Source organism: Rhizobium anhuiense (assembly GCF_003985145.1).
Lineage (GTDB): Bacteria > Pseudomonadota > Alphaproteobacteria > Rhizobiales > Rhizobiaceae > Rhizobium > Rhizobium anhuiense.
Genome location: NZ_ML133521.1, coordinates 267378 through 285768, shown reverse-complemented (window position 1 = coordinate 285768; position 18391 = coordinate 267378). Strand labels below are relative to the sequence as shown.

The following is an 18391-nucleotide window of genomic DNA, read 5'->3' as shown; positions in this document are numbered from 1 at the left end:
CGTTCCCATCTCTCATCGAAGGACCATGTCGATGTCCGTCATCGCTGACCGCCTGAAAAACGTCTCCATCTCCGCATCCGCCGCCATGACCCAGCGCGCCAGGGAACTTGCCGCCAAGGGCATCAAGGTCGTCAGCCTGTCATCCGGCGAGCCGGATTTCCCCACCCCGGCGCACGCAATCGAAGCGGCCCATGCGGCAGCTCTTGCCGGCGATACGAAATATCCGCCGATGGACGGCACGCCGGCGCTGAAGGCCGCCATCATCCGGAAGTTCAAACGCGACAATAATCTCGACTACGATGCCAGCCAGATCGTCGTCTCCGGCGGCGGCAAGCAGGTGATCTTCAATGCCATGCTGGCCACCTGCAATCCGGGCGACGAGGTCGTTATTCCCACGCCCTCCTGGGTCAGCTATGCCGATATCGTCAAATTCGCCGGCGGCGTCCCGGTTCCGGTCCCCTGCTACGAGCAGGCCGGCTTCAAGCTGCGTCCGGAGGATCTGGAGGCGGCGATCACGCCGCGCACCAAATGGCTCTTCCTGAATTTCCCGAACAATCCCACCGGCGCGGCCTGCTCCCGGGCGGAGATGGCCGCCATCGCCGAGGTCATGCTGCGCCATCCCAACGTCTGGATCATGACCGACGACATCTACGAACACCTGGTCTATGACGACTTCCAGTTCTGCACGATCGCCGAAGTCGAGCCCAGGCTCTATGAGCGCGTTTTAACGATGAACGGCGTCTCCAAGGCTTACGCGATGACAGGCTGGCGGCTCGGCTTCTGCGCCGGGCCGAAAGACCTGATCTCCGCCGTCAGCAACGTCAACGGCCAGAATGGCGGCGGTATCGCGACGCTGACGCAGGCTGCGGCGACCGCGGCGCTTGATGGTCCTCAGGATCTCTTGAAGGAGCGTGCCGCGATCTACAAGGAAAGACGCGACTTCGTCCTCGACAGATTGTCTGAGGTGGAAGGGCTGCGGTGCCATCGGCCCGAAGGCGCCTTCTACATCTACCCCAATATCTCCGGGCTGATCGGCAAGACCAGCAAGGGCGGGCGAAAGATCGAGACCGACGTCGATTTCGTCATGGCACTCGTCGAAGAGCATCATGTCGCGACCGTGCAAGGGGCGGCTTACGGAATGAGCCCCTTCTTCCGTATTTCCTATGCGACCAGCATGGAAAAGCTCGGCGAAGGCTGCGCGCGCATAGCTCAGTTCTGCAGGGATATGCGCTGAGCGTAGCCCCCTCAGACTTTCAGCCGTGCCGTCAGCTCGAGAAGGATGTCGCGGACGGCAAGGGCCGGTTCCGACAGGGGATTCTGGTCGGAAACGCATAGCGACAGAGTTTCCTCGATCCGTGGTGAGACGAGCCGGCAGATCAGCGGCTCGCTCGATTCCGACACGATACGATCGGCAATGGCTTTCGGCATGATCGTCGCGCCGAGGCCGCTGCCGACCGCGCGGGCCAGCGTGCGGACGATTTCGACTTCGGCCACGACCTTCAGATTGGTGCGGGTGCGCGTGAAGGCGGTGTCGACTGCGCGGCGGACGAAATTATAGGCCGGCGGCAACAGCAGCGGTATTCCGTCGAGCGCATTGACCGGAACGGGTTTCGCATCCGCTTCGATCGCAAAGTCGCGATGCGCGACAAGAAAAAACTCTTCGCTGAGGATCGGTTCGAACCGGACGCCCTTGATCGGTCCGGTTCCGTGGAGAAGCGCCATCTCCAGCCGGCCGTTCATGATCATCTGGCTATAGGTCTGCCCGACGCTTTCGGTCAGATGCAGCAGGATGCCGGGATGGCGTTTACGGGTCTCCGCCAGGAGGTCGACCGATAGCGTGGCGGCACTGCTGAACGGCACGAGACCGACCGAGACGCGCCCGGCAAGCGAATTGCCGGCTGCCGACGCATCCGCTTGCGCCTGCTCCATCTGCCGAAGGATGATCTGCGCATGGCGATACACCGCATGCCCCGCATCGGTCATGCTGACGCCCTGCTGGCTGCGGATCAGCAGCTTGTGGCCGAAATGTTCCTCCAGTGCCGCAAGCTGCTGGCTGAGGGCGGGTTGGGCAATGTGCAAAAGATCCGCCGCTCGCGTGATGCTGCCGCTGTCGACGATCACGATGAAAGATTTGAGGCGTCTGATGTCCATGAGGATCGGGGTACCGTTCTGATGTGCGTGGCTTACATGTTTGCAGACGCGCAATGCTTTTGCAACGCGACACGGTCTCTGACAGCCCGAGGGACCGGTGATGCCGACATCACCTGTTTCTCTTCTTCGGCAGCCGTCTCGCCTCCATAACCGTTGCTTATTGCTCCAGAGATAATCGGTCTTAGGCAAGGGGTTAAAGCTTCGCTACTGTCTCGATCAACAACAAGGGAACGACAATGCCATTCTCCGACTACAAGACCGCACTGGTGACCGGCGCATCCTCCGGTATCGGCGCAGCCGTGGTTGAGCGGCTCCGCCGGGAGAACATCGAGGTCCATGCCATTGCCCGCAGCGCCGACGCGCTGCAGCAGCTGGCCGCACGCACGGGCTGCATCGCCCATGTCACCGATGTGACCGACCGTCAGGCCATGGCCGAGCTCACCCGCCGGGTGGAGTTCGATATTCTCGTCAACAATGCCGGCGTCGATCGGCCGAAGAAGTTCCTGGAAGCCGAAGAGGGCGATATCGATCTCATCGTCGACGTCAATCTCCGCGCAGTCCTGCATCTCTGCCGCCTGGTCGTGCCCGGCATGGTGGCGCGGGATCGCGGGCATGTCATCAACATCTCGTCGATCGCCGGCGCCTATAATTTCGGTGGCAACTCGTCCTATCACGCCACCAAGGCAGGGGTGAGCATGCTGTCCAACCAGCTGCGCATCGACGCCTTCGGCAAGCGGGTGCGGGTCACGGAAATCTGCCCCGGCCGGGTCGCCACGGATATTTTCAATCACGTCCACGGCGATGACCCGAGCATCCGCGAACGGTTCATCGACGGCTTCGAACTGCCGCAGGCAGCCGATATAGCAGACGCGATTGCCTTCGCCATCGCAGCCCCCGTCGCCGTCAACATCGGACACATGGAGATCACGCCGACACTGCAGGTCATGGGTGGCCTGCAGACGGCAAAGCCCCAGACTCCGGCAAAGACGGCTCAATCCGGGGAGCCAAATCCGTGAGCGGTTTCGACCTTTCGGCAATCCTGGCAAATCCGGAATATACCGCCATGCTGCTGCATGGCATCGAGATGACCTTCATCATCTATGCCGGTTCCTGGTCGATGGCGATGGTGCTGGCGCTTCTGCTGCTGGCTTTGCGTTTGTCGCCCTTTCGCTTTGGCGATCCGTTAGTCGCCGCTTACGTCTCCTATCACCGCAACGTCCCCACCCTGGTTCAGCTGATGCTGTGGTATTTCGGGATTTTCACCCTGATGCCAAGCGGGGTGTCGTCGTGGCTCGCCATCCATAATGCCGAGGCCATTTTCGCGGTGATCGGGCTCGGCCTCTGCCAGGCGGCTTATTTCAGCGAGGATCTTCGGTCGGGCGTGCGCTCGGTCAGCCCCGGCCAGATGCAGGCGGCCCGCGCCCTCGGCCACGGTTATATCTCGGCGATGCGTTTCGTCATCATGCCGCAGGGCGTGCGCAACGCATTGCCGCCGCTCATCAATCACAGCGTTTCCCTGTTCAAGAACAGCAGTCTGGCCGTCGTCATCGGGGCCTCGGAACTGACGCATGCCGTCAAGGAAATCGAGAACCTCAGCTTCCGGACCTTCGAGATCTACCTGATCGGCACGGTTCTCTACCTTTTCTTCTCGCTCGTGATCATGAGCATCGGCGCCTATGTATCGATGCGCACCGATCCTGCCAGGAGTGCGCGCGCATGATCCACGACATGATCGCCATCGTCCGGGACTACTGGCTGCTGCTCTTGATCGGCCAATATCCGAACGGACCGCTCGGCGGGCTCGCCAACACGCTGATCCTGTCGGCGCTCAGCATCGCTCTCGCCTTTCCGGTCAGCATCCTCTTCGCATTGGCGCGGCTCTCCAAGTCGGCGCTGCTGCGCTGGCCGGTCACGGCACTCGTCTATTTCACCCGGGGCGTGCCGCTGTTGATGCTCATCCTGTGGAGCTATTTCCTGGTTCCGCTCATGACCGGCGCCGATGTGCCGAGCTTCGTCACGATGTTGACGACGCTCGTTGTCTATCAAAGCGCGTTCCTGAGCGAAGTGGTCCGTGCCGGCATCGTCGCGCTCGGACCGGGCCAGATGGATGCGGGGCGTGCGCTTGGCCACAGCTATATCGGTGCAATGCGCTTCATCATCCTGCCGCAGGCGCTCTACAACATGATCCCGAGCATCATCTCCACCTTCGTCTCGACGATCAAGGACACGACGCTCGGCTACGTGATCAACGTGCCGGACCTGACCTTTGCCGCAAGCCAGGTCAACAACCAGCTGCTGACGCAGCCTTTCCAGGTCTTCCTCATCCTGGCGATCGTCTACTTCGCCATCTGCTGGACGCTCACCCACTTCGCAAATCGCCTCGAGCGGCGCATCACGCGGCGGCGTGCGGGACTTTCCGGCCTTCCCGCCGCCTCTCTGGTCGCGCCATCGAAAATCATCTCGGAGCAGCTATGACCATGACAGTCCCAGCACAGGAACAGCAGACGATCCGGCTTTCCCAGGTCTGCAAGAGCTACGGCGACTATCCGGTCCTCAAGGATATCGATGCGCAGGTGGCGCGTGGCGAGGTCGTGGTCATCTGCGGACCGTCCGGCTCGGGGAAATCGACGCTGATCCGCACGATCAATCGCCTCGAAGAGATCAACAGCGGCTCGATCACGCTCGACGGGCAAAACATTCACGCCGCCATGCGGGCAAAGGAACTCAACGCGCTGCGCAGCCGGATCGGCTTTGTGTTTCAGAACTTCAACCTGTTTCCGCATCTTTCGGTGGTCGAAAACGTGTCGATGTCGCCGATCCGGGTGAAAGGCGTGGCGCCCGACGTCGCCGAGGAGAAGGCGCTCAAGCTTCTCGATCGGGTCGGTCTTGCCGACAAGGCCCGGGCCTATCCCGGTCAGCTGTCAGGCGGCCAGCAGCAGCGGGTGGCGATCGCCCGCGCCCTTGCCATGGAACCGCCGGTCATGCTGTTCGACGAGCCGACCAGCGCACTCGATCCCGAAATGGTCGGCGAAGTGCTCGCCGTCATGAAGAGCCTGGCGTCCGAAGGCATGACCATGCTCTGCGTCACCCATGAAATGGGTTTCGCGCGCGACGTCGCGGATCGGATCTGGTTCATCGATGCCGGCCAGATCATCGAAATGGCGACACCCGAAGAATTCTTCAACAATCCACGCCATCCCCGGGCTCAGCGTTTTCTCGCTGATCTCCGGCATTGATACCAACCACCAAAAACAACGGAGAACAGCAATGAACTGGAAATGCCTAACCCTCACCGTCGCATTTGCCGGCATGGCGGCCGCCGTGCCCGCGAAAGCCGATCAGCTCGACAACATCATCTCGGCGAAAACCCTGCGCTGCGCGACATTCGCCGACGTTCCTCCCTTCGCCTCGCCCGATCCGAAGACCCGCGAAATGGCCGGTTTCGACGTCGACCTCTGCGGCGCCATCGCCAAGGAACTGGGCGTCAAGGCTGAAATCAAGCCGGTTTCGGTCGAGGCGCGTGTGCCCGAGGTCAAGCTCGGCCGCGTCGACATCACCGTTGCCAACCTTGCCTATACGCTCAGCCGCGCCGAGCAGATCCAGTTCAGCGATCCCTATTATCTCGCCAAGGAAATGCTGATCGTGCCGGCGGACGACGCCGGCAAGACGAAGGCCGATTTCGCAGGCCAGCGCATCGCTTCGACCAAGGGCTCGACGTCGGAAATGTCGATCAAGCTCAACAAATCCGACCCGCTGACCTTCCAGGATACCGCCTCTGCCTATCTCGCCGTCCAGCAGGGCAAGGCCCGCGGCATGGTGGCCAACACCATGACGACGACCAAATTCGTCAATGAATCGAAGAGCAAGGGCAAGCCGATGCGGATGATCGAGGAGCCGATGCTCTACCAGCCGATCGGCATCGGCATGGCCAAGGATCAGCCGGCGCTGACCGCCAAGATCAACGAGATCCTCCGCAAGCTCGACACATCGGGCGAGATCAACAAGATCTGGGACAAATGGCTCGGCCCGGATACCGAATACAAGATGAAGCGCACCGACAAGGTCGTATCGCTCTCCGAACTGAAGTTCGACCCGATCCCTTAAGACCTCGGCATCGTCCGATGACGATATCCAAACGAAATCAGACGGCGGGACATGCCCGCCGTCGGCCAACGATGGGAGGCACACATGATCCATATTAAAGATATTGCCGAACGGCCAAGCAAAGCCGATATCGACGCCGTTTCCAAATTTTCGCCCGCAACGATCCACGAAGCCCAAGGACGCCGCGGAGCCCTTTCCTCCCGCCTGAAGCCCGTCGACTACCGCATGAAACTCTGCGGTCCAGCCTTTACGGTAAAATGCGCGCCGCGTGACAACATCATGCTGCAGCTTGCCATCAACTACGCAAAGCCGGGCGATATCATCGTCGTCTCGGCGGGCGAATACGAAGAGGCCGGATCCTTCGGCGATGTCCTCGCCAACGCCTGCCTGGCAAAGGGCATCGGCGGTCTCGTGACCGACACCGGCGTACGCGACACGCTTCAGCTGAGGGAACTTGGCTTCCCGGTGTTCTCACTCAGCGTCTGCATCAAGGGAACAGTGAAGGAAACCATCGCGGCGGTGAACGACACGATCATCGTCGGCGGCGAAATCATCCATCCCGGCGACATCATCGCCGGCGATGCCGACGGTCTGGTGATCGTGCGTCGCCAGGAAGCGCAGGAAGTCGCCAGGCTGTCACAGGCCCGCGAAGATGCCGAGGCCGGCTATATCGCGGCATATAAGCAGGGTAAATCGGTTATCGAGGTCAGCAATCTCGAACCGGTGCTGAAAGCCAAGGGCCTCGTCGTCGACATCTGACGCGACAGCGCAATAGCTATCAGCCCTGCCACCTTATAGGGCGGCTGGTCTTTTCGGCCAGCCGCCTTATGCAAAACTAGAACGGTTCAAACACTTTCGGGCGTGATCGTTTCAAAGGGAACCACGCGCTGAAGGATGGTTGTACTGTCGCGGTGTTCGAGCGCTGCGATCATCGTGCCAATCAATTCGTCTGATATCTGATCCAAGGGATGGCACAAGGCCGCCATGATCAGGCCTTCCGTCAGGCCCTTGCGCGTTTCCGGGCCGATGTCGCGGCAGACGACCCTGACCTGATCCCGTTTTTCGGCAGGGGCTTCGCGAAGAGCACGCAGCACCCCGGAAATTCCCCCTCCAACGATGAAAATGCCTCTGAGGTCATCGAGTTCGGAAAGCAGCTGGCTCACGATCCGGTAGGCTTCCTGCGGCTCCTCATGTGTCGGTCTGCTGTCATCGACCTGAAGATGGGGCGCGTGCTCGCGCATATAGGATCGAAAGCTCGCATCGGAGACATCCTGGCACTGATAACGATGATTGCCGATGAACACGGCGATCCGGCCGGGCATCGGCGTGGTCTGAGCCAGAAACCATGCAGCGGTCCGCCCGAGTTTCCAATTGTCGGTGCCGACGAAGCCGGCGCGATCCCTGGCGGACTGATCGGTTATATAGGCAACAACCGGCTTTCCCCTCTCCTTGAGGGATTGGATGGTCTGCCCGATTAACGGGTGGTCACCCGCAATGACAGCAACTGCATCACAGCGTTTTCCGAGCGCTTCGAGCCGATCTGCAATATTTTGTGGCTCGAGGACATCGACGAAATCGACCACAGCCACGATTTTCTCGTGCTGGCGTCTCGCGGCGGCTTCCGTGATCTTGGAGCCGAACAGCCGGTAAAGCTCGCGGCTTGACTGCTGGAGAAGAAAGCCGAAACGATAATTCGGCAGGAGCCGCTGCCGGCGGTCCTCGATCACGCCGCGGCCATAAAATCCAATCTCTTCCGCGGCATTTTGCACCCTCTCGATCGTTTCCGCACGCACTGCGCCGGCACCTCCGAGGATGCGGTTGACCGTGGCGATGCTGACGCCGGAGGCCTGGGCAAGATCGGCAATGGTCGGTCTCTTCATGATATATTTTGTTCCATTCTTGGATGAAACGAAATGATATATTAATTTCACAGAAACGCAATAGACATTCCATTTCCAGATGTCAGTTGATACAAATATTCCAGCGAGTTGGGAGCCTTGCTTTGAGGAATTGTTACTCTCGACCGCCTTTTTGGGAGGAAATCACATGAGTTTTTCAATGCGCGCCGTACGCGGGCTGCTGGCTGGCGCTGTTTTCGTTCTTGGCGCTTCTTCTGTCCTGGCCGCGAATATTGCCGTCGTCGGCGGCAAGACCGACGACGAATTCTGGAGCCGCATCAAGAAGGGCGTCGACGACGCCCGGCTCGTCGTCGAGAAGAACGGTGGCTCCGTCAGCTATCTGCAGCTGCAGACCTACGACAATCTCGGGCCTGACGCCGCACAGCTCGTCCGCACGGCCATCAGCCAGGGCGTGACCGGCATCGTGGTGCCCGACTGGGTGCCCGAGGCGGAAGACGAGGCCATCAAGGCTGCCGTCGCTGCGGGCATCAAAGTCATCCTCATGAATGCCGGCAACATCGACAAGGCTCGCGAGCTTGGCGCGATCAACTATGTCGGCTCGGATGAATACACCGCCGGCAAGGCAGGCGGCGAATATTTCGCGTCCAAGGGTGCGAAAAATGTCATTTGCGTCAATACGCTCCCGGGTGCGGCAAACCAGGAGGCCCGTTGCAAGGGTGTCATCGACGGCATCACCGGAAAGGGCGGCACTGGCAAGCAGCTGCCGTTGCCGGCGACCAGCTTCGGCGATCAGACGGCGATCGCCGAGGCCGTCAAGGCGACACTGCTCCAGGACGACACCATCGACGGCGTCCTCAATGTTGGGGCTTCCGACGCTGATGCGGCTGCGAGCGGGATCGCTCAGGCGAACAAAGTCGGCAAGGTCGCGCATGGCACCTTCGACCTCAATGCCTCGGGCCTTGCCCGCATCAAGGACGGTTCGCAGACCTTTGCGATCGACCAGCAGCCTTACCTGCAGTCGCTGCTGGGGGTTTCGCTTCTCGCCGCGCATATCGACTACGGCACCAACCTGCCGACCGCACCGGTGCTGACCGGCCCGGGCATCGTCGATACGTCGAACATCGACGCCACCCTGGCCGGCGTCAAGGAAGGCGCTCGCTGATCGTTCGAAACGGGCTCCGACCCGCGGAAAAATACGCGGGTCGAAGTCTATCGGGCGTGCGGACCACCGCGTCCGCACGCCTGGAGATTCACGCCCAAACTGGGATAGGCATATGAACAATCTTTCATTCGGCAACCTGTTGCGCCGTCCCGAGGCGGGTGCATTCCTCGGACTTGTCGGCGTCCTCCTGTTCTTCGTCGTGTTCGGCAGCACCAAATTCCTGGAGCCCGCCGGCGCCGCAAGTTGGCTCAACGTCGCCGCCAATCTCGGCATTATCGCTCTTCCCATCGGACTTTTGATGATCGCAGGCGATCTCGACATTTCGATCGGCGCGATGATCCCCGCCGGCTCCATGACCGTCGCGGTCCTCTCGGGCTACTACGATCTTCCCATATGGGTCGGAATGTTCGGTGCGCTTGCCTTCGGCCTCATCGTCGGGCTGGTCAACGGCTACCTCGTCGTGCACACGGCCGTGCCTTCGCTGATCGTTACGCTCGGCACCCTCTTTGCGGTACAGGGCCTGATGCTTGGCACCTCGGTTCTCGTCACCGGCACGACGAGCGTGGCACTGACGGCCGACCCTTGGGCAAAGTTCCTTTTCGGGCAATTCCTGGGCGGATCGTTTCAGGTGATCATTCTGTGGTGGGTGGCCATCACCGCGATCTTCATCTTCTTCATTCACTTCTCGCCTTACGGAAACTGGATTTTCGCGATGGGCGGCGACAAGGTCAGTGCCCGCAACGCCGGCATTCCGACGACCCGCCTGACGATGGTTCTCTTCGTCCTCTCGGCGATGAGCGCGTCCTTCGTCGGCATGTGCCAAGCCATCCTGTTCAATTCCGCGCAGGTTTCGGGCGGGATGACATTCATCTTCAACTCGATCATCTCGGTCGTCGTCGGAGGTGTGCTGCTGACCGGAGGCTTCGGGTCCGTGATCGGGATCTTCTTCGGCACGATCACCTTTGCCGTCGTCAACCAAGGCATCTATTTCACGACCTTCGACCGCAATTGGTCGAGCCTGATCATCGGCGTGATGCTGCTCGTGGCCGTCCTGATGAACAATACGTTCCGCCAGATGGCGCTGACCTATTCACCCAAGAAGAAGAAGTGAGAGCTGAGACATGGCTGGCCCAATTCTTGAACTTGAAAACGTCAACAAGTCCTTCGGCCCGATCGATGTGCTCTACGACATCACATTGAGCGTTCATCCCGGTGAAGTGCTTTGCCTGCTGGGTGACAACGGCGCGGGAAAGTCCACCCTGATCAAGACGTTTGCCGGTGTCTACAAGCCGACGAGCGGCACGGTGAAGTTCGAAGGCCGGCCGATCGTCTTCCAGAATCCGCGCGAAGCTGCAGACCTCGGCATCGCAACGGTGCATCAGTTCGGCGGCACCTTTCCGCTGATGAGCATCGGCCGTTCGTTCTTCGTGGGGCGGGAGCTGACCAAGGGCTTCGGCCCGTTCAAGATCTACGACCGCAAAGCCGCAAATGAAATCGCCGTCAAGGCCGTGCGCGAGTTCGGCATCACCCGTATCGACGATGGCGATCGCCTGATCGGCGGTCTGTCGGGCGGGGAGCGGCAATCCCTGGCAATCGCCCGAGCCGTCCACTTCGGCGCCCGAGTGCTGATCCTCGACGAGCCGACCGCGGCTCTCGGCGTCAAGGAGGCGGCGCATGTGCTGCGCATTGTCCTGGAAGCGCGCCGTCGCGGCCTCGCCGTCATTTTCATCACCCACAACGTCATTCACGCCATGACGGTGGGAGACCACTTCGCGGTGCTCATCAAGGGTGCGAAGGCGGCAGATTTCCGCAAGGGCGAAAAGACACGCGAAGAGATCACCGACCTGATGGCAGGAGGCGAGGCCATGGCCGAACTCGAAGCCGAAATCGAAGCGTATTCGACGGCGCACAGCGGACATCCCCCGCCGGTCTGAGCGACCGCCGCAACGGATGAACTCCAGAAACTCTAATGAGCTCGCCTACGCCGGCGGGATGGCCCAGCACAATCATCGGACAGGTAACAGCCATGAAGATAGCAATCGACCCCTTTATGCATCGCCACCTCTCACTCGAAGAATTGCCCTCGAAAGTGGCCGAACTCGGATACGAGTGGATAGAACTCAGCCCGCGGGCCGATTTTCTCGAGTGGTTCAAGGCGCCGCGGGTGTTTCCGGCCCGCGCCAAAGCATTCAAGAAAGCACTTTCCGACGCCAAGGTCGGCATTGCCTCGATCTTGCCGATGTACCGGTGGGCCTCGAACGATGAAAATGAGCGGCAAGCTGCCGTCAAGCACTGGAAGCGCGCCATTGAGATCAGTGTCGAACTCGGCGTCGACACGATGAATTCGGAATTCGGCCGCGGGCCCCACCCGGACAAGGGTTCGTGCTACTGCTGCCATACCGGTTCCATGATCGAGGCCTGCGAAGAAGCCTGGTGGCGTTCGATGGAAGAGTTGGTGCCGATCTTTGAAAAGGAAGGCATAAATCTGCACGTCGAACCGCACCCCGAGGATTGGTGCGAAACCCTGCAGCCAGCACTCGATATCATCAGGACGGTCAACTCGAAGAACGTCAAGTTTCTCTATTGCGCGCCGCATACCTTCTATTTCGGTGACGACACCAAGGCGATGCTCCGGGAAGCAAAGGACGTGCTCGCCCATGTCCATGTCGGCGACACCTTCAATCACAAGGCCTCCTCCGGGCTCCGCTACATCCTCAACCCTCCGGGCACGCAGGCCAGGGTGCACCAGCACCTGAACATCGGCCAGGGCGAGGTTCCCTGGGAGGATTTCTTCAGCACGCTGGCCGAGATCGGGTTCGACGGCATCATGACCGCATGTGTTTTCGCCTGGGAGGACAAGGCCGACCACTCCGGCAAGTTCATGCGCGCCGAAATGCAGCGCTTTGTCGACAAGTACTGGACCGCGAAATAACGCGCGATGCCCCTCCAGCGCTTCGCGATGCAGCCAGGTGATTGGCGCGAGCGACCGCGACCGGGGTTCTGCCCAGAACGCTCAAACATCACAGACATTCATTCCTGGAAGGACAGAAGATGATCAACGGAGAAAGAACCATCGAGCGCCCGCTGCGCTGGGGCATGGTCGGCGGCGGCCGCACCGGGCAGGTGGGCTACAAGCACAGAACCGGCGCCCAGCGCGATGGCACATACCGGCTCGTCTGCGGCGCCTTCGATCTCGACGCCGAGCGCGGGCGCGACTTCGGCACGAAGCTCGGCGTCGCCGCCGACCGGTGCTACGATGACTATAAGGAGTTGCTCGCCAAGGAGGCCGGACGCGAGGACGGTGTCGAGGTTGTCTCGATCGCCACCCCGAACTTCACCCATTACGAGATCACCAAGGCATGCCTCGAAGCCGGCCTTCATGTGATCTGCGAAAAGCCGCTGTTCTTCACCGTCGCCGAATGTGACGAGGTCGCGAGACTCGCCGAAAAGAAGGGCCTGATCGTCGGCGTCACCTACGGCTTCACCGGCCATCCGCTGGTTCATCAGATGGCGGCGATGGTCAAGAAGGGCATGCTCGGCGATATAAGAATTGTCGACATGCAATATACCCACGGCTTCAACGCGGGCGACGATATCGGCGCCGGCGAAGCCGTGAAGTGGCGCACCAATCCCAAGACCGCCGGTCCGACCTTCGTTCTCGGCGATATCGGCACGCACCTCTACTATCTCTCCGAAGTGGTGCTGCCGCATATGAAGATCGAAAAGCTGCTCTGCGACCGCAAGGCCTTCATTCCGACCCGTGCGCCGCTCGAAGACCACGCGACCGTTCTCATGCATTACGACAACGGCGCCCGGGGCCGTCTTTGGGTGTCCTCGGTGAATGCCGGCAATATGGGTTCGCAGCGCTACCGTTTCGTCGGTTCCAAGGCCTCGATCGAATGGTCCGATTCCCATCCCGATCAGCTGATTTACGAAGTGCAGGGCGAACCGAACCGCACCCTGCACCACGGCATGCCCTACCTCGAAGAGGAAAGCCTCGCCTGCGATCGCATGGGCGCGCTGCATACCGAGGGCCTCGGTGACAGCTGGGCGAACATCTACCTCTGGATCGCCCAGGCGATCGACGCAAAACGCCGCGGCGACGAGGCCTTCCTCAAGAACCATCATTATCCCGGCATCGAAGCCGGCACCGAAGGTGTGCGCTGGCTTGAAAACTGCGTCCGCTCGGCAGACGCAGGTTCGGCTTGGGTCGAGTTCAATTGATCAACCAGGGGACGTGCCGGATCTCCTCCATCCTCCTCCCAGGCGCGTCCCCAACCCCGCTTTTAGAAAGACAATGACATGAAACTATCGATCTGCACCGACGTGATGGGCGACCTTTCCTTCACCGACATGCTCGACAAATGCGTCAAACTGGGTGTCGAAGGCATCGAGATGACCGGCGGCGGCTGGTCTCGTGCGCCGCATTTCCGCGCCGACGAGCTGCTTGCCGACAAGGGTCTCTTGAAGACGAAGCTCAAGGAAATTGAAGCGCGGGGCCTGGAAATCGCTGCCCTCAATTGCTCGGCCAACCCGCTCGATCCGGGTGACATGGGCAAGCGCCACCGCAAGGAGATGGAGCAGACGATCCGTCTCGCCGGTGAAATCGGCGTGAAGACCATCGTCACCATGTCCGGACTGCCGGAAGCCGCACCCGGCGACATGGTTCCGAACTGGCTGGTCTACACGAAAAGCTGGCCGGAGGAGATGCCCGAGCGCGATCGCTACCAGTGGGAGGACCGCGCATTCCCACTCTGGCATGATCTCGTGAAGCTTGCCAAGGAAGTGGGCGTCGAGAAGTATGCGCTGGAAAACTTCTCGGCCATGCTCGTCTGGAACCCCGAGACTCTGTTCCGTCTGCGCAACGAGGTCGGCCCGACCGTCGGCATGAACCTCGACGCCAGTCACCTGTTCTGGAAGGGTGCCGACCCGATCGCCTCCGCCCGGGCGCTTGGAAACGCAATCCACCATTGCCATGGCAAGGACACGCGCATCGAACGCGGGCTTGCCGATGTCAACGGTCTCCTTGAACTCAAGGACGTCACTGATGTCGCCAACCGCACCTGGAACTACGTTGCCGTCGGTGCCGGACATGATCTGCAGTGGTGGAAGGAATTCTTCTCCGTCGTCCGCATGGTCGGTTACAACGGTTGGGTCAGCCTGGAAATGGAAGACTTCACCATGTCGACCGAGGCCGGCATCCAGTCCTCCATCGATGCGCTGCAGGCAACGATCAGCCGCTGATGGGCAGGCGCGGGCGACATTCGCCCGCGCCCCCCTGCATTCGTCGTTTGCTGCGAAGAGGCCGGCGATGCCCAAACCGATCACCAAGACAGATTTCAATAGGACTGCGAGGAAACCGACATGACCAAGACATTGGACGTGATCACGATCGGGCGAGCCGGCGTCGACCTCTATGGCGCACAGGTCGGAGGACGGCTGGAGGATATGGGATCGTTCGAAAAATATATCGGCGGCAGTCCGACCAACATCGCCTGCGGCACGGCGCGACTGGGCCTCAACTCGGCGCTGATCTCCCGGGTGGGCGATGAGCATATGGGCCGGTTCATCCGCGAGGAGCTTGCCCGACATGGTGTCGACGGTAGGGGTGTGGTGACCGATCCCGAGCGCCTGACGGCACTCGTCATCCTCGGCATCCGCGACGAGGAACGGTTCCCGCTGATATTCTACCGGGAAAACTGCGCCGACATGGCGCTTTGCGAGGAGGATATCGACGAGGCCTTCGTTGCCAGCGCCCGCTCGGTGTTGGTGACGGGAACACATCTGTCGCATCCGCGCACGGAAGCCGCCGTGCTGAAGGCGCTCGCCTTTGCTCGCAAGCATGGCGCCCGGACGGCTCTCGACATCGACTATCGTCCGAACCTTTGGGGTGTGGCCGGTCATGGCGAGGGGGAAAGCCGCTATGTGGCAAGTGGGCAGGTGACCGAAAAACTGCAGGCGACGCTTCATCTGTTCGATTTGATCGTCGGAACCGAGGAAGAATTCCACATCGCCGGCGGGACGACCGATACCGTGGCGGCGCTCAGGACCGTGCGCGCCGTCACCGCGGCGACGCTCGTCTGCAAACGCGGCGCCAAGGGAGCGGTCGCATTCGAAGATGCGATATCGGATAATCTCGACGAGGGCATTTCAGGCGAAGGTTTCCCGGTCGAAGTCTTCAACGTTCTCGGCGCCGGAGACGGTTTTTTCGCCGGGCTGCTGAAAGGCTGGCTTGACGGCGAGGATTGGCCGACCGCACTCCGATACGCCAATGCCTGCGGCGCTTTTGCCGTCTCCCGTCACGGCTGCACGCCGGCCTATCCGTCACTTCAGGAGCTGAATTTCTTCCTTAAGCGCGGCATGACGCGCCCCGACCTGCGCAATGATGCCGCGCTGGAGCAGCTACACTGGTCGACCAACCGGCATGGCGACTGGTCCGAGATGCGCGTCTTCGCCTTCGATCACCGGATGCAGCTCGAAAGCATGACGGGTTACACGCCGTCGAAGGGCGGCGCCTTCAAGGAACTCTGCCTTCAGGCCGCCCTGGCAGTGCAGAAGGGGCGATCCGGCTACGGGGTCCTCTGCGACGACCGGATCGGCCGGCGCGCGCTCCATGCCGCCTCCGGGACCGGCCTGTGGATCGGCAGACCCTGCGAATGGCCGGGGTCGCGGCCGCTTAGCCTGGAGCCGTCGCTCGGTCCCGATTGCGGGGGACTTTCGGAATGGGCGCGCGAGAACGTCGTCAAGGTGCTCTGTTTCTGCCACCCTGATGACGACGATGCGACCTGGGACCGGCAACTGGCGGAAGTGCGGCGGCTTTACGTGGCGTCGCGCCGCAACAGGTTGGAATTCCTGCTTGAGGTCATCCCCTCTAAGGTCGCTAGCGTCACCACGGATACGACCGCGATACTGATCCGCCGCTTCTATGCCGAAGGCATTTATCCCGATTGGTGGAAGCTCGAGCCGCTGGACGAACCCGAATCATGGGCGCGGGTCTGCGCCGCCATCGAGGAAAACGATCGTCATACCAGAGGGATCGTCGTCCTCGGCCTGGATGCGCCGGAGGACCTCTTGAAGGCGAGCTTCGAAGTTGCCGCGCGCTTCCCGCTCGTCAAGGGATTTGCCGTCGGCCGGACGATCTTCGGCTCGGTCGCCCGCGGCTGGTTCGAAGGCACGATCGGTGACGAAGAGGCCGTCGAGGAGATGGCGACACGATACTCCAGGCTCTGCGCGGTCTGGGACGGCGCACGGGCGCGCGTACAGGAGGCAGCAGAATGAGAACGATACGACTGACTGCGGCGCAGGCCATGGTGAAATGGCTTTCGGTGCAGATGACGGAGGATGGCGAGCGCTTCATCGAAGGCGTCTGGGCGATCTTCGGTCACGGCAACGTGGCCGGTATCGGAGAGGCCCTGCATGGGATCGGCGATGCCCTTCCCACTTGGCGCGGCCAGAACGAACAGACCATGGCGCATGCGGCGATCGCTTATTCGAAGACCCTGAAGCGCAGGCGCGCCCAGGCGGTGACGTCCTCGATCGGCCCGGGCGCCACCAATCTGATCACGGCCTGTGCGCTTGCCCATGTCAACAGACTGCCCGTGCTGTTCATACCCGGCGACATCTTTGCCAACCGCCGCCCCGAGCCGGTGCTGCAGCAGATCGAGGACATCAACGACGGAACCGTCAGCGTCAATGACTGCTTCCGGCCGGTCTCGGCCTATTTCGACCGGATCGCCCGTCCCGAGCATCTCCTGACCTGCCTGCCGCGCGCCCTGGCGGTCATGACCGATCCGGGCAGTTGCGGCCCGGTCACGCTGGCATTCTGCCAGGATGTGCAGGCAGAACTCTACGACTACCCGGAAGCATTTTTCGAACCGAAAGCTTGGCGCATCCGCCGTCCCGAACCGGACCCGCGGGAGGTCGAAGATCTTGCCGACGCCATCCGGGCTGCGCGCAGGCCAGTCATCATATCAGGCGGCGGCGTCATCTATTCTGAGGCCGAGGCCGAGCTCGCCGCATTCGCGGAGAAGCACCATATCCCCTTTGTCGAAACGCAAGCCGGGAAGGGCGCCAACAGCTGGGAGCACCCGCTGAATTTCGGGTCGCCTGGCGTGACCGGATCGGCGTCGGCCAACGCCCTTTGCGCCGAAGCGGATCTCGTGATCGGCATCGGCACGCGTTTCCAGGATTTCACCACCGGCAGCTGGGCGCTTTTCCGCAATCCCACGCGGCGGCTCGCCTCGATCAACCTTGCCGGATACGACGCGACCAAGCATTCGGCATTGCCCTGCGTCGGCGATGCCCGGATCGCGCTCACGCGCTTGTCCGCAGCTCTCGAGGCCTATCGCGGGCCCGACGTCGACGCCGGGAGCAGGACCGATTGGCATAGAACGGTCGAGCGCGTGACGGCGGCACCGGATACGGACGGGCCTGGAAACCTGCCCACCGACGCACAGGTCATCGGCGCCGTGCAGCGGGCGGCGACGGAAACCTCCGTGGTCATGTGCGCGGCCGGCACCATGCCGGGCGCACTGCAGGTGCTGTGGCAGTCCGCCAAGGGCGGATACCACATGGAATATGGTTTCTCCTGCATGGGTTACGAAGTGGCAGGCGCCATGGGCATCAAGCTCGCGCGCCCCGACAAGGACGTCATCTGCTTCGTCGGCGACGGTTCCTACATGATGGCCAATTCGGAACTCGCCACCGCCGTCATGCGGCGGGTGCCGTTCACCGTCGTGTTGACCGACAATCGCGGCTACGGCTGCATCAACCGTCTCCAGATCGAGTGCGGCGGCGCCGAGTTCAACAACATGTACAAGGACTGCAATGTCGATGTGCAGCCCGAGATCGACTTTGTCGCGCACGCCGCCTCGATGGGCGCCCGTGCCGAAAAGATAGGGTCGATCGCCGAACTCGAGGCACGCATCGCCGCCGCGCGGGGGCGGAACATTCCGAGCGTTCTGGTGATCGACACCGATGCGGTTCCTGGAAGCGACGCAGGCGGCCATTGGTGGGATGTCGCCGTTCCGCAGGTCGGCGGCCCGGAGCGGCTCGAGCGAGCCCGCGCGCGTTACACCGAGAATGCCGCCAATCAACGCGTGTTCGATTGATGCAG

The 18391-nt window shown here is 61.5% G+C and carries 17 protein-coding genes; 15 read left to right on the top strand and 2 right to left on the bottom strand.

The window, feature by feature from the left end:
• Positions 1–31 precede the first annotated feature (31 nt).
• Complete coding sequence (locus EEQ99_RS01390) at positions 32–1234, top strand: pyridoxal phosphate-dependent aminotransferase (protein WP_097542663.1); 1203 nt, start codon at positions 32–34, stop codon at positions 1232–1234.
• Positions 1235–1245: 11 nt separating this feature from the next.
• On the opposite strand, the gene nac is transcribed toward EEQ99_RS01390, so the two are convergent.
• Positions 1246–2205, bottom strand: coding sequence for a nitrogen assimilation transcriptional regulator NAC (nac, locus tag EEQ99_RS01385; RefSeq protein WP_028759096.1), 960 nt, complete (start codon positions 2203–2205; stop codon positions 1246–1248).
• Between the two features lie 182 nt (positions 2206–2387).
• Between nac and EEQ99_RS01380 the strand changes: the two genes are divergently transcribed.
• The 6 genes from EEQ99_RS01380 to EEQ99_RS01355 all read left to right on the top strand — a co-directional run bounded on the left by EEQ99_RS01380 (position 2388) and on the right by EEQ99_RS01355 (position 7014).
• Positions 2388–3167, top strand: coding sequence for an SDR family oxidoreductase (locus tag EEQ99_RS01380; protein WP_097542528.1), 780 nt, complete (start codon positions 2388–2390; stop codon positions 3165–3167).
• Positions 3164–3871, top strand: a complete 708-nt coding sequence (locus EEQ99_RS01375) for an amino acid ABC transporter permease (RefSeq protein ID WP_097542529.1) — start codon at positions 3164–3166, stop codon at positions 3869–3871. The genes EEQ99_RS01380 and EEQ99_RS01375 overlap by 4 nt, the downstream gene beginning before the upstream one ends.
• On the top strand, positions 3868–4626 hold the full coding sequence (locus EEQ99_RS01370) for an amino acid ABC transporter permease (RefSeq protein WP_028755771.1): 759 nt from the start codon (positions 3868–3870) through the stop codon (positions 4624–4626). The genes EEQ99_RS01375 and EEQ99_RS01370 overlap by 4 nt, the downstream gene beginning before the upstream one ends.
• The gene (locus EEQ99_RS01365) at positions 4623–5387 is read left to right on the top strand and encodes an amino acid ABC transporter ATP-binding protein (protein ID WP_028755772.1); all 765 of its coding nucleotides are present in this window, start codon (positions 4623–4625) and stop codon (positions 5385–5387) included. Before EEQ99_RS01370 ends, EEQ99_RS01365 begins: the two co-directional genes overlap by 4 nt.
• 31 nt (positions 5388–5418) lie before the next feature.
• Positions 5419–6255: an ABC transporter substrate-binding protein gene (locus tag EEQ99_RS01360; RefSeq protein WP_028755773.1), complete on the top strand. Its 837-nt coding sequence runs from the start codon at positions 5419–5421 to the stop codon at positions 6253–6255.
• Positions 6256–6339: 84 nt separating this feature from the next.
• Positions 6340–7014: a 4-carboxy-4-hydroxy-2-oxoadipate aldolase/oxaloacetate decarboxylase gene (locus EEQ99_RS01355; RefSeq protein ID WP_028755774.1), complete on the top strand. Its 675-nt coding sequence runs from the start codon at positions 6340–6342 to the stop codon at positions 7012–7014.
• Between the two features lie 86 nt (positions 7015–7100).
• Here EEQ99_RS01355 and EEQ99_RS01350 read toward each other — a convergent pair whose 3' ends face one another.
• Entirely contained in the window at positions 7101–8135 is a 1035-nt protein-coding gene (locus EEQ99_RS01350) for a LacI family DNA-binding transcriptional regulator (RefSeq protein ID WP_063475819.1), read from the bottom strand.
• 166 nt (positions 8136–8301) lie between these two features.
• Here EEQ99_RS01350 and EEQ99_RS01345 point away from each other — a divergent pair, with 166 nt between their 5' ends.
• The 8 genes from EEQ99_RS01345 (at position 8302) to iolD (ending at position 18386) form a co-directional block, all read left to right on the top strand.
• Positions 8302–9276, top strand: coding sequence for a substrate-binding domain-containing protein (locus EEQ99_RS01345; RefSeq protein WP_028755776.1), 975 nt, complete (start codon positions 8302–8304; stop codon positions 9274–9276).
• 112 nt (positions 9277–9388) lie between these two features.
• Positions 9389–10387: an ABC transporter permease gene (locus tag EEQ99_RS01340; RefSeq protein ID WP_028755777.1), complete on the top strand. Its 999-nt coding sequence runs from the start codon at positions 9389–9391 to the stop codon at positions 10385–10387.
• A gap of 10 nt (positions 10388–10397) precedes the next feature.
• Entirely contained in the window at positions 10398–11210 is an 813-nt protein-coding gene (locus EEQ99_RS01335; RefSeq protein WP_028755778.1) for an ATP-binding cassette domain-containing protein, read from the top strand.
• A 92-nt stretch (positions 11211–11302) separates the two neighbouring features.
• Positions 11303–12208, top strand: coding sequence for a sugar phosphate isomerase/epimerase family protein (locus tag EEQ99_RS01330; RefSeq protein WP_028755779.1), 906 nt, complete (start codon positions 11303–11305; stop codon positions 12206–12208).
• A gap of 119 nt (positions 12209–12327) precedes the next feature.
• Entirely contained in the window at positions 12328–13500 is a 1173-nt protein-coding gene (locus tag EEQ99_RS01325) for a Gfo/Idh/MocA family protein (protein WP_028755780.1), read from the top strand.
• Between the two features lie 78 nt (positions 13501–13578).
• Positions 13579–14520, top strand: coding sequence for a sugar phosphate isomerase/epimerase family protein (locus EEQ99_RS01320; RefSeq protein WP_127429903.1), 942 nt, complete (start codon positions 13579–13581; stop codon positions 14518–14520).
• 120 nt (positions 14521–14640) lie between these two features.
• The gene (locus EEQ99_RS01315) at positions 14641–16554 is read left to right on the top strand and encodes a bifunctional 5-dehydro-2-deoxygluconokinase/5-dehydro-2-deoxyphosphogluconate aldolase (protein ID WP_127429902.1); all 1914 of its coding nucleotides are present in this window, start codon (positions 14641–14643) and stop codon (positions 16552–16554) included.
• Complete coding sequence (gene iolD, locus EEQ99_RS01310; RefSeq protein WP_127429901.1) at positions 16551–18386, top strand: 3D-(3,5/4)-trihydroxycyclohexane-1,2-dione acylhydrolase (decyclizing); 1836 nt, start codon at positions 16551–16553, stop codon at positions 18384–18386. The genes EEQ99_RS01315 and iolD overlap by 4 nt, the downstream gene beginning before the upstream one ends.
• Positions 18387–18391 lie beyond the last annotated feature (5 nt).